The sequence below is a fragment of the Chryseobacterium sp. T20 genome (genome assembly GCF_047345655.1).
GTDB lineage: Bacteria > Bacteroidota > Bacteroidia > Flavobacteriales > Weeksellaceae > Chryseobacterium.
Genome location: NZ_JBLFDU010000009.1, coordinates 140,989 through 153,911, shown reverse-complemented (window position 1 = coordinate 153,911; position 12,923 = coordinate 140,989). Strand labels below are relative to the sequence as shown.

The window sequence follows — 12,923 nt, the reverse complement described above, 5'->3', positions numbered from 1 at the left end:
TACCATGGCCAGAACCATCAATAAAAAAACACGGGTAACACTGAAGGCTGCTTTTGCTGCTTTCGGTGTTTACTTCTGCATGTACGGTTTCAGGAAACCTTTTACCGTAGCTTCTTTCGAAGGACTTTCCTATTTCGGGGTAGATTATAAGATTCTGATTATCATTGCACAGGCAGTAGGATATTTTATCTCAAAATTCATTGGAATCAAATTTATTTCGGAACTGAAACCTCAGAAAAGAATCACTTATCTCTTTACCTTCATTGCTGTTGCTGAACTTGCCTTATTAGGATTTGCAGCCGTTCCTGCTCCTTACAATATTCTGTTTATGTTTATAAACGGTATTCCACTGGGAATGATTTGGGGAATTGTTTTCTCTTATATTGAAGGACGAAAAACTACGGAGATCATTGGACTTTTTTTATGCTCAAGCTTTGTAGTTTCTTCTGGGTTTACAAAATCTGTAGGAAAATTTCTGATGGATACTTTCTCGGTTTCAGAATTCTGGATGCCGTTTTCAGCCGGACTTGTTTTCATAATTCCATTGATTCTTTTCGGACTATTGCTTGAAAGGATTCCCAAGCCTTCAGACGAAGATATTTTGCTTAAAAATAAGAGACAACCGTTGAATGGTAAGGAAAGAAAAGCTTTGATCCAACAGTTTTTTGTTCCCATCGTATGTATCATCTTTTTATATATAAGTTTAACGGTTTTAAGGGATTTCAGAGATAATTTTAACCGTGAGATCTGGGACGGCCTGAACTTTACTTTTGACAGTTCTATTTTCACTTTAACAGAAATTCCTATTGCGGTAATGGTTCTGGTGATTTTAAGTTTTATGGTAAAAGTAAAAAACAATAAAAAGGCATTTGCCTATTATCATTACATCCTTTTTGCCGGCATTCTTACGGTAGGACTTTCTACGTATCTGTTTCAGCAAGGTTCTCTGTCGCCTTTTTTATGGATGACGGTTTCAGGTTTCGGAATGTACATTTGCTATATTCCTTTCAACGGAATTTATTTTGACCGGATGATCGCTGCTTTTGAAATCAAAGGAAATGTAGGTTTTCTGATCTACATTGTGGATTCCTTCGGTTATCTGGGAAGTGTTCTGATTCTGTTGTACAAAAATTTCGGTTCAGCTCAGACTTCCTGGTTACATTTTTATATCAACTTAAATTATATCATTACCATAGCGGTTTTCCTTCTTTCCGTGATTGCTTTTCTGGCTTTCAGAAAAAAGTCAAAACCAAAATCTAATTCTAATCAATTCATCAATTTCGATACGTCGAAAATTTTATAAACTATAGTACAATGACAACAAAATTTGATTTACTCGTTGTAGGAGGTGGAATTTTAGGAACATTCCATGCTTATCATGCGCTGAAGAAAAATCTTAAGGTAGCTTTATTGGAAAGGAATTCTGTTCCTCAGGGTGCCACGGTAAGAAATTTCGGGCAGGTCGTGCCTTCCGGAATGGATCTTAAATGGCAGAACTTCGGAAGGGAAAGTCTGGCCATCTACAATGAACTTCATGATCAGGCAGACCTTACCATCAGGCAAAACGGTTCCATCTATATTGCTTCAAATGATGAAGAGCTTCAATTGATTGAAGAGCTATATGAAATCAACAGAAATAATGAGTATGAATCTGTTTTATTATCAAAAAACGACTGCATCAAGAAATTTGACGGTCTTCGTTCCGACTATTGCAAAGGAGGTTTGTTTTTCCCACAGGAACTTTCCGTAGATTCTGCAGATATGATTGTAAAGCTTCACAAGCTGCTTCAGGAAAAAATGGGATTACAGATTTTCTATAACACAACAGTTCTTGAAACCCATGAAGATGATCAGAAATGTACAGCGGTAACTGCAGATGGAACGGAATTTAACGCTTCCAAAATCATAATCTGCGGTGGACACGAGTTCAAAACTTTATATCCTAAAGTATTCAATAACAGCGATCTGGAAGTGAGTAAGCTGCAGATGCTTCAAACAAAGCCTCAAGGAATTTATTCGCTTCAGGGAAATATTCTTACAGGTCTTTCTGTGAGAAGATATGAATCTTTTAGTGAGTGCCCTTCTTTTCAGAAAATCAAGGCCTTAGAAGACCCAAACTCATTCGAAAAGAAGTATGGAGTTCATATTTTATTCAAACAGGCTCTTGACGGTTCTGTGATCATAGGAGATTCTCATGAATATGCAGATGCTAAAAATTCAGATGATTTGGGGTATGATCTTAATATGGAGATTGATGAATTCATGATTCATGAGGCAAAAAAAATTATTGATCTTCCTACCTATGAAATTCAGAGAAGATGGTTCGGAATCTATTCTCAGTGCAAAACAAAAGATATTTTTGAGCACAGCCCATCTGCCAATATTCATATTGTAACAGGGATCGGAGGAAAAGGAATGACGGGAAGCGGTGGCTTTTCCAAATTTAATATTGAAAAAATTTACGCATAACATTTACATGAAAAATATAGAATTACTCGTTCTGGATATGGCCGGAACAACAATTGATGAGGATAATGTAGTTTACAAAACGCTTACCAGTGCCGTGAATGATTATGGCTATAAAGTAAGCCTGGAAAAAGTATTATCCAGCTGTGCCGGAATGGAAAAACTGGAAGCCATCACAAGTCTTTTAAAGGAAATCAATGGAAATGAAGAAGATGCTCCTGCTATTTTTGAGAATTTTTCTGACCAGCTGAAAGAATCTTATCAAAATCTGGATGTAAAACCCATTAACGGAACGGAAGATTTCTTATTGAATATGAAAGCTCAAAATAAGAAAATCGTTTTGAATACAGGATATACCTCAGAAATCGCCCATCAGCTTTTAGATAAACTCAACTGGAAAGAAAGTATTCATTTTGATGCTTTAATTACCGCTGATGATGTTTCAGAAAGTCGTCCAAGCCCTGAAATGATTCATCTTGCGATGAAGAAATTCAATATTACTGAAGCTCATAAAGTTTTAAAGGCAGGTGATTCTGTGATTGATATTGAAGAGGGAAAAAATGCGGGTTGCGGACTAACAGTAGCGGTTCTTTCAGGAGCTCAAAGTAAATCAGAGCTTGAAAAGGCAGCTCCCGATTATATTCTGAATACCATTTCTGAGGCTGAAGAAATCCTTTAATCCATTTTTCAGATTATTTTTAAATACTTCTTGACACAAATGTTTTCATGGTTTTTCTATTGGAAATGTTTGTGTTTTTACCACCCCGTCAAATTTCCAATTTGACACCCCTCCAGAAGAGGGGAATGTAGTACGGATCATTAGGCATTTGTTATAACCGACATTTCCAGCAACTTTTTTGATCTTCTATTCGCAAAGCATGTAACTTAAAATAAACAAAGTCATTTTCTTTTGTGACTTTTGTGGTTAATATCTAAGCTTTTTATTTGAACTTTTTAATTATCAATTAATTAACTTTCAGTTCACAAATGTTTACAAATAGTAAACTAATTTTACAATAGTTAAAAATAAATTACTATTTGTAAACTTTCACAATTCTAAAAACCCTTTTTCCCCATGAAAACAAAACTATTCTCAATGGCTGTTGTAATGAGCTGTTTCCTTGGAGCTCAGACTAAAAAAGTCCTTTTTATTGGTATTGACGGATGTCGTGCAGATGTCATGATGTCTACCCCAACTCCCAACATCCAAAACCTCATCAGTCAGTCCATTTATTCTATTGACGGTCTTTGCGCTGCCACTACCTGGAGCGGAAACGGATGGAGTACCATGCTTACCGGCGTATGGCATACCAAGCACAATGTTCAGGACAATAACTTTACCAGCCCGAACTATGTTAATTACCCTGATTTTTTAACCAGAGCAGAGACTTATAATCCCGCTCTAAGAACTATTTCTCTGGCTCATTGGTCGCCTATCAATGACAAAATCATCCAAACTGCTGATGTAAAAACCAATCTGGCAACGGACCTTGCCGTGAAAAATGCAGCCGTTACAGCTTTGCAGAATGATAATCCGGATATTCTTTTTGTTGATTTTGATGATGTAGACCATGCCGGGCATTCTTATGGATTCTCATCCACTGTTTCTCAATATGTCAATTCTATTAAGACTACGGACTCTTATATTGGAGAAATTGTTACTGCAATGAAAAACAGGCCTTCTTATAATAATGAAGACTGGTTGGTAGTATTGACTACAGATCATGGAGCTATCGAAAGTTCTCATGGAGGCGGAAATCTTACGGAGAGAAATATTTTTACGGTGTATTCCAATCCTGGATTTACTCCTCAACAGATCAGCAAAACTGTTCTGGAGTCCAATAAAACATTCAATCAATTGAATTTCCCGGCAGGAACTTATGCAAAGCCAGCAAGCCAGACTCCTTTTAATTTTGGAGCTAATCAGGATTTCACCATTGAGTTTTGGATGAAACCTAATGCTGCTTACTCCAGTGATCCGGTAATGATCAGTAATAAAAACTGGGCGAACGGAAAAAATAAAGGATTTGTGTTCTCAGGATATTCAGGACAGACTTTCAAGATGAATATCGGAGATGGAACGAACAGAATTGACCTTGTAGGTGGAAAAGTGGAAACGAATAAGTGGAAACATATTGCGGCAAGCTTTGACAGAGATGGTCTTGTAACATTATATGAAGATGGTGTTCCGGTAACTTTTGCAAAAATGAATACCATCGGGAATATTGATTCCGGACTTCCTCTAACATTAAATCAGGATGGAACCAATGCTTACGGAATTAATCTGGCGGCTTCTTATAAAGATGTAAGAATCTGGAAATCGGCTCTTCCCAATGATGTTATCGTGAATTGGGCGAACCAGGATATTACAACTTCACATCCTTATTATTCTCAATTATTAGCCAATTGGAAATGTAATGGAACTTCAGGAAATACATTGGCAGACTCTGGTCCAAACGCAAATAACATGACTGTAACAGGTTCTCCTACTTACAATGCGGGTACAGTGAATAATTTTAAGGTGTATGATTATACTTCAACAACGAGAGAAACCGACCACTTCCCTACAGTATTGAACTGGCTTTGTATTCCGGTGCAGTCTTCATGGGGAATAGATGGAGTGAATAGAATTCCGGCATGTTCCAAAGAGATATTGGCAGCAAAAGAGGCGAAGGTAATCGCTGATGATTTTAAAATTTATCCGAATCCTGTTTCTACCTTCATTGGAGTCCAGTATCAATCTGAGGATAAGGAAATTAAAGCAGAAATCATCGACAGTAAAGGATCAAATGTTTTAACAACACTTTTGAAGTCTCCAAGAGGTTTTTACGATGAAAAAATCAATATCGGAAATCTTCCGGCTGGGGTGTATTTCATTAAAATCAACGGAAGCAAAAAAGCACTGACCAAGACATTCATCAAGAAATAAAACAGTAAAGCAATTAGATTTAAATTTGATATTAGAACAAGGATATTCCTATCCGAGTTCTAATATTTTTTTTGTTTATGCATTGAAAATCAATTCCATTCTAACATCTGCACGGTCGTACTCAGCATGACCGATAGGTGTATGAATAAAGCCCAGCTTTTCATACAATTTAATAGCCGGAACAAGGATAGAATTGGTAACTAGAAAAACTTTTTCTGCCTTTAATTCTTTTGCTTTTTCTACTAAAGCATTTCCCAGCAGATAGCCTAATTTTTTCCCTTGCGCTTTAGGACTTACCGCCATCTTGGACAGCTCAAAGGTAAGAGGATGATCCTCTGTTTTTACCAATGCGCAGGTTCCTACAACTTCTCCATCCAGCAAAGCAAAGGCAATGTGTCCTCCTTTATTTAAAATCTCTTCTTCCGGATGATCCAGCAGTTTATAATCTCCTGCTTCCATCACAAAAAATGTTTTGATCCATTCCTCATTCAAAGCTTTGAAAGCTTCTTTATACTGAGGTTCGTATGCTATAATGTTTACTTCATTCTTACTATCATTCATCGCTATAAGGTTTATTAAATTCTGTTTTTTATCATTTTTCCCAGCTTTTCCAGGTCACTTTCCACTCTGTCTGTCCATTCTAATGCATAGTTTAAACGCATACAATTCTGATACTGATTATATTGTGAAAAGATTCTTCCCGGGGCAAAGTTTACTTTCTGACTGACAGCCAAATCATAAAGATCTTCCGTACAGATTCTCTTATCCAGTTCCAGCCAGAGCATAAAACCGCCTTTGGGTTCTGAGATTTTTGTATTATCCGGAAAATATTCAATCACCGATTTCTGGATCTGAAGGTAGTTAGCGTACAATTTCTTTCTGAACATTCTCAGGTGATGATCATACCTTCCATGAGCAAGGAAATCAGCAATCACATCCGAGAATAAAGAAGGCCCGCTTACCGTCTGAACCAATTTTTGGCGAATAATTTTCTCTTTAAATTTTCCAGGCGCTACCCATCCTACTCTAAATCCTGGAGCCAATGTTTTGGAAACCGAGCCTACCCACATCACAATTCCTGCTTCATCATAAAACTTACACGGTTTCGGTCTTCCTGCTCCGAAATAGATGTTTCCATAGACATCATCTTCCACCAAAGGAACATTGTGCTCGGTAAGCATTTTAACCAGCTCTTTTTTGTTCTCGTCCGGCATCTGAAATCCCAACGGATTATTATAATTTACCACAAAGCAACATGCCGAGAGCTTGGGCAGCACTTTCTTTAAAGCATCCAGATCCACTCCTGTGATGGGATGCGTAGGAATTTCAACTGCTTTCAGTCCCAATAATTGAATGGCCTGAAGAATTCCAAAATACACAGGGCTTTCCACTGCCACCGAATCTCCCGGTTGTGTCACGGCCATTAAACAATTATAAACGGCATTCATCGCTCCGGAAGTGATCACCAGATCATCTTCTGTAATTTTCCCTTCCATGACCATGGACCATTTAGCGATTTCACGGCGCAGCACTTCGCTTCCTTGAACGGGTTCATAGTTCGTTCCGCTGTCACTCTTCCTTTTCATCACATCAATCATGCACTTTTTCATCTTGGCCACCGGAAGAAGACTTTTCCCGGGAATTCCAAGTGCGAATTGTGTAACATCTGTCCCTCCGATACTTCCGAACACCTTGTCAATCAAATCCTGAGGGGTATTTTTCCCTTCTGAAACTTTCATCTGTGTCACAGAAGGCAACGCCAGTTTTCGCTGGGAAGTCTGGCTTACATAATATCCATATTTCGGACGTGATTCTACCAGCGAACGGCTTTCGAGTTCCATATACGCTTGTTTTATGGTATTCAGACTTACATTGTATAATTTCTGGGCACTTCTCAATGAAGGCAGCCGGTCTCCAAACTGTAGGGTTTCGCTTTTAATCTGCTCTGTGACAGAATTGGCTATTTTAAGGTACAGAACATCTTTAGACATAGAATCTGGGTTTTACGTAAATGTACAATTTTATCCTGTTTTTATTCAGGATTCAGCCAACTGATCATACTGTTGATACTGCTTTTTAATTGTTCCGGATCCTTGAAATTGGGTGTATTATTATTTTTGCAATATCTTTCAGCGCGGGAATAAAAATTCCTTTTTTCGGTATCCGTCATTCTGTTTTTATCATAGATTTTAAAAGATATTTTATCTTTTTCATTGATGATAAGACAGGCAAAAGCAACAGTTTCTTTTCCGTTTTTAGCCAAAAGAAAAGGAAGTCCGAAATTCTGATCTGCTTTCTTCAAATTCTGTGTTTCCAGAAAAATGTTTTTCAGCTCCAACATATCTGATACATAAGCCTCAGCATATTGAAACTGTTTCTGATGTTGAGTGATTGTTTCCATATTTTCTTCTTTAGCTAAACAAAATTATGGAGTATTTAATTTTGGATACAGATACAGAACTATAGAATATTATGGGTACAGATTTTTTTATTTGATCTTTTAGCTCGCAGATAAAGCACATTATTCTCTTGAAAAAATCCTAATTCACACAATTGATAATAAAAAACAGACTGTTTCTATCTGAAACAGCCTGTTTACAACTATTTAAAGTCTCATGGTTATTGTTCTGCTTTTTTAAGGGCTTCTTTGATTCCTTCTAATCCGTCTCCAAACTGGGCAAGCAGTGCTACAATCTGTGACATTCTATCATTCTCACCCAATCCTTTTAAGGTTTTATTTTTAACAAATGTTTTCTTTATTTCATTCCAGCGTTCGGTTTCTTCTTCTGAAAGAATTCCTATCAGTTCTTTCATTTTCAACATATTGGCTTCTGCTCCGGTTGTCAGCGTCTGAGATTCATTCTGATAGTGATTCAGCACAATCTGAATGACTTCATTGTCTTTCAGGATCGGTTGTATCTGTGCAATCAGCTTATTCATATTACGGTAAGATCCCTGCAATTTGAATGGCGGTTCATTTCGGTAATCGTCTGACATGGCTGCGGATGCAATATATTCTCTGTTCACCTTCAATACCATATTTCTCACCCTGATTGTGCTTTTCAGTACTGCTCTGAAATCTGATATTTCGTTAGAACTGAAATTCCCTTTCAGGTTATCGGCAGGATTATCTGTAAGCACACAGTCATAGAGTTCATACAGGTTTTCCATTCCCGGATTGGTCAGCCTGGTCAGATATTCATTAGACATTAAAGCATTTTCAATAAGGCTCAGGTCAAAAAGGTTTGTTTTCGATCCGGATATTTCTCCCAAATTGTAGGTATCTGAACGGTTGGCCAGCATGTCCGGAATTTTAAACTTTTCTCCACTCTCCGTATAGGGGTTTCCGGCCATGACGAGGCAGAATCTCTTGGATCTAAGGTCATAAGTTTTACTTTCCCCATTGTAGATTCCTTCAATCTTTCTCTGTCCGTCTGCAAGAGAGATGAATTTCTGTAAAAATTCAGGATTACAATGCTGAATATCATCAAGATAAAGCATAACATTGTCTCCCATTTCCAGCGCAAGATTCAGTTTTTCAAGCTCCTGTCTCGCCCCTGCATTTCTCGCTTCAGAAGGATCTGTTGATACAATATCATATCCTAGAGAAGGTCCGTTGATCTTCATAAATACAAGCCCCATACGCTCTGCCATATATTCCATCAGGGTCGTTTTTCCGTATCCTGGTGGAGATACCAGAAGAAGCATTCCCATTCTGTCTGTTCTTTTGTCTGAACCTACTGTTCCCAATTGCTTGGCAAGATTGGCTCCGATGAGAGGGAAATAGACATCATTGATCAGTTTATTTCTCACAAATGAACTCAATACCTGTGGCTTGAAAGTATCCAGCTTCAATGCTTTTTTCTTTTCATCTACCCAGCTGTACTTCAATTCCTGAAGGCGTTTGTATTTCGGAACGGTAACCGTATTAAAGTGATTCAGTCGGGATACAAATTCAAAGTAGTTAAGATGATATTCCGTGGCTTTTTCAAGAGACTTCAGCTCTTTTATGGCTACTTCATACGCAATGTGTTTGATATTTTTCGGATCAAACTTTTGAGTAATGATAAATACTGCGGCTTCCTGGATAATATTCTGGTCAGCTTCCGGATCAAATACCTGTAATGCACTCTCAGCCATGTAATAACACGCTGCAGGATACTGATACATAGCCTGTATCTGGGCAATAAACTCCAGATCTTTCCCTTTTTCTTTGAGTTCTTTCAGGAACAATTCATACAAAGCAGCTGCTTTTTCTGAGATCAGGAAGCTTTCTTTATCTTCTTTTTTCAGGTATATGGCAGCATTGATACAATCTGTTTCTTTAAAGATCCCATGCACTGATGCAAAAGATTTCATTTCTTCCGAAATTTCTCTGCTTAAGTATTCAAATCCCTGTTTTACAGTGAATGATTGGGCAATAATAGCTGCAGCCTCAAACTGTTTGGTATAGTATTCTTTTCTTTCACTTTCAAGGAAAAACCAGAACAGCTGACCCAAAGCTCTCTCTTGTGCTGTAAACCTCATCAGTCCAAGTTCATTATGGACCTGCTGAAGTTTCACCACAATCATTTCAGCATCTTTATCGTGAATTCCTTTTACCAGTCCTTCTCCGAAATGCTCTGCCGTAAACTGCTGTACTGCCTTTCCGTTTTCAATCTCCGAGGTTATTTCCTTGTGAGCCGAAAATACATTCCAGGCAAGATATTCAAATCTTTTTACCCTGTTGTTTTCTGAAACAAATTCCTGATTCCAGACTTCTTTGAATTCATCTGCCGTGAAGTTCAATGGTTCATAAAAACTTGTTCCCGTAAGATGATAGTAATATTGAGCATTTCTCAATACCAGCGTAAGATCCAGCTTCTGCTGATTGACTGCAAATTTATAGTCTCCCAATGCAATGACGCTTTCTCCGTCTGCATAGATCTCTTTTTTATCTTTCAGTTTTCTTACGGCTTCCTGCTGCTGGGTTTTTAACAAGGTCTGAATCTCTTCCGACTTTGCTGAGTCTTCCAATTCTGCAAGCTGTCTGGAGAGGTCTCTCACTTTCTCCACCATCAGATCGGCAGCAAAATAGCCATTGATCTCATTTTCTGAGTCAAAAGATTCTGCTTTGGTCTGTACCGATTTCAGGATTCTCTGCGCAGCATCAAAAAGATTCTGAGTCCTTTTATTTCTTGCTTCAGTAAGCTGTACCCTTTTATTCTGGAAATGTCCGTAAACTTCTTCTCTTTTGGTTCCTATCTGTTGAATGAATTCTTCGAAATCAATAAATTTCGTTTCCATTTCTTCCAACTGGATGGAAAGTTTGGTCAGATATTCATCACATTTCTCAGGAGTTTGGGAAAGTTCCAGAAAATTGATCACAGACTGGTCAAATAAGGTAATCTGAGCCTGGAAATCTGAAGCCAGTTCTTTCCCTGAAATTTCTCTTTTTCTTTTGCTGAGTTCAAGTCTTTCCTGATTCAATCTGGCAAAAATCAGAGAGATATTTTCAATAATCTGGGTAGATTGGGAGGTGTCTTCAATTTTAAGATTATTAACGATATCCACCAATAATTCCAGCTGCCCTGAAAGGGTATTGATATTTTCTTCAATTGTTTTGGCATCAATGGCTTTCTGTAATCCAATGATATCTTCGGAAATCTGCTGTGCCCTTTCTTCGTATGGCAATAATGCTCCTTCCTGAAGCAGAAATTCCACACAGGCATTTGAGAGTTCTGTATAACGGTCTGCAAGAGATTTTTCCAATCTATCCAGCAACGCTGTGTCCGCATATTTAAGCTCTCTTGCTCCTGTCACTTCTCCTCTTAATGCTCTGATCTGAGAAAGAGCGTCAATATATTCTGTAAGCTGAGAATAGTGAAGCCTTTTGGTATCCTCAAGAATTTTATCACAGAACAGCTTTATTTTTTCTAAAGTTTCCTCTGTATTCTTCCTTTGTTCTACTACTTTTTCGTACTCATTGATGGCCGAATGCGCAATCGCTCTGATCTCTTTCAATGGCATATCCAGCTTCTGAACTTCCTCTTCCCCAAGAAAATAGTAAGTATCCAGAATAAACGTAGAGAGCTTCACAATATCATCATACAAGCCACTGTAAGAATCTTTTTTATTTAAAAGCGTAATCAGCTCCTGGCTTTCTGCCATGACGCGTACAATATCCTTATTACCAATTTTATACAATAGACTGTCTGCCTTATCAATATTGGGAGATATTTCTTTGGAAAAAGGAGTTTGCCAGATCTGAGACAGATGATGCTTTGTGGTTTCGATGCTTTCTCTTAGATAGATCAGTTTTCCGTCATGCAAAAAAGTAAATCCACTACAACGGATCGGAGTTTCTATGGTCTGGGTGATGATATTGTAAGAAATAAGCTGATAGTTATTCGTTTTATCATCATAAAAAACATACAGAAAGTTCTCTCCATTCGGTTCCGTAATGGTTTTCAGATAGTAAAGTCTGTTCTGATCCTGAGAAATCACTTTTAATCCTCCAGTCTGAAGGGCATATCCGTTTGAAAATAATACCCCTTGATTTTCCGGAAGCAAAAGCCCTGAATATTTAAGAGCATCTGCTCTGGAAACGGTCTTTTCTTTGTGGTTATAAATAAAATAGCGTTCTGTTTCCTGGTAAGGCTTTATTTTAAACAAGACAAGATTATCCAGATCACAGAAATGAATCTCTGCATCATCCAGATTCTGATCTTTATGAATTACATCTTCAGAGTAAATTCCCTTTCCGGTATCTGTATTGTCTTCTACTTTGATGGTAATATCTCCACCGATGCTTTCTACAAAAACTTTATCTGCTAAAGAAATATGAGGATGTTTTCCGGATCTCTGCATATCTCTTGTTGCCTTTGTCCATACAAAGCCATGCTGCTGAGGATATGAGGTTTCGGAAGCACTTCTCGAATCGACATACGTCAATTGATTCTCTTTGATCAGCCATTTAAAGGCTTTGATATCTGTAGTACTTTCCGACAGCTGAAAAACCATATAAAGATAGTTTTCCGTGAAGGTAAATCTGGCAAAGAAAGTATTTCTGTAATATTTGTAAAGGTTTTTAAACTCGTCAATGAAAACCTCATCATTGATCAGGGTGTGATCCTGAGGTTCAAACCGGTCATTATTGATTGTATATATTGAAAAAACGTCCGAAATATTGATCTCCGTCTGAAGTCCAAGATGAGCATTCGACCCGAATATCAGGTGGTCACCCAGTGAATAAATATCTTTGGCAATACAGCTGTGATCCGTAGAAATTCTTTCATTGGCTACAAGCGAAAAATCTACTCCGCCAAATATATTTTTACGGTTTTCATTAAGCTGCTGAAGTCTCTGAATCAGGTCATTCTTCTGCTCATTTAAACGGTTCTGAATAATTTCGTAAGTTCCGGAATTAAGTTGTTCTGACATCGTTTTTATTTAGGTTGTCATGACTGCTGTAGGACAGCAGGTCTTTGTATAACTTGTGGTACTTTGAAAATTTTTTAGTCTAAACCTTATAGGTTTTGGAAACCCA

At 37.7% G+C, this 12,923-nt stretch carries 8 protein-coding genes; 4 read left to right on the top strand and 4 right to left on the bottom strand.

Annotated elements, in window-relative coordinates:
• The first annotated feature begins 4 nt into the window (after window positions 1-4).
• The 4 genes from ACMA47_RS18925 to ACMA47_RS18910 all read left to right on the top strand — a co-directional run bounded on the left by ACMA47_RS18925 (window position 5) and on the right by ACMA47_RS18910 (window position 5,395).
• The gene (locus ACMA47_RS18925) at window positions 5-1,303 is read left to right on the top strand and encodes a DUF5690 family protein (RefSeq protein WP_413931023.1); all 1,299 of its coding nucleotides are present in this window, start codon (window positions 5-7) and stop codon (window positions 1,301-1,303) included.
• A gap of 11 nt (window positions 1,304-1,314) precedes the next feature.
• Complete coding sequence (locus tag ACMA47_RS18920; RefSeq protein ID WP_413931022.1) at window positions 1,315-2,469, top strand: TIGR03364 family FAD-dependent oxidoreductase; 1,155 nt, start codon at window positions 1,315-1,317, stop codon at window positions 2,467-2,469.
• 7 nt (window positions 2,470-2,476) lie between these two features.
• Window positions 2,477-3,145 carry an HAD-IA family hydrolase gene (locus ACMA47_RS18915; protein ID WP_413931021.1) on the top strand — a complete coding sequence of 223 codons (669 nt, stop codon included), beginning with the start codon at window positions 2,477-2,479 and terminating at the stop codon, window positions 3,143-3,145.
• 396 nt (window positions 3,146-3,541) lie between these two features.
• Window positions 3,542-5,395 carry a LamG-like jellyroll fold domain-containing protein gene (locus ACMA47_RS18910; protein ID WP_413931020.1) on the top strand — a complete coding sequence of 618 codons (1,854 nt, stop codon included), beginning with the start codon at window positions 3,542-3,544 and terminating at the stop codon, window positions 5,393-5,395.
• A 75-nt stretch (window positions 5,396-5,470) separates the two neighbouring features.
• Here ACMA47_RS18910 and ACMA47_RS18905 read toward each other — a convergent pair whose 3' ends face one another.
• The 4 genes from ACMA47_RS18905 to ACMA47_RS18890 form a co-directional block, all read right to left on the bottom strand.
• Window positions 5,471-5,956: a GNAT family N-acetyltransferase gene (locus ACMA47_RS18905; protein WP_413931019.1), complete on the bottom strand. Its 486-nt coding sequence runs from the start codon at window positions 5,954-5,956 to the stop codon at window positions 5,471-5,473.
• Window positions 5,957-5,970: 14 nt separating this feature from the next.
• Complete coding sequence (locus ACMA47_RS18900) at window positions 5,971-7,386, bottom strand: PLP-dependent aminotransferase family protein (protein ID WP_233333272.1); 1,416 nt, start codon at window positions 7,384-7,386, stop codon at window positions 5,971-5,973.
• Between the two features lie 41 nt (window positions 7,387-7,427).
• A complete protein-coding gene (locus ACMA47_RS18895) occupies window positions 7,428-7,796 on the bottom strand; it encodes a hypothetical protein (protein WP_413931018.1) in 369 nt (122 codons plus the stop codon).
• A gap of 218 nt (window positions 7,797-8,014) precedes the next feature.
• On the bottom strand, window positions 8,015-12,817 hold the full coding sequence (locus tag ACMA47_RS18890; protein ID WP_413931017.1) for a DNA repair ATPase: 4,803 nt from the start codon (window positions 12,815-12,817) through the stop codon (window positions 8,015-8,017).
• Between the last annotated feature and the right edge of the window lie 106 nt (window positions 12,818-12,923).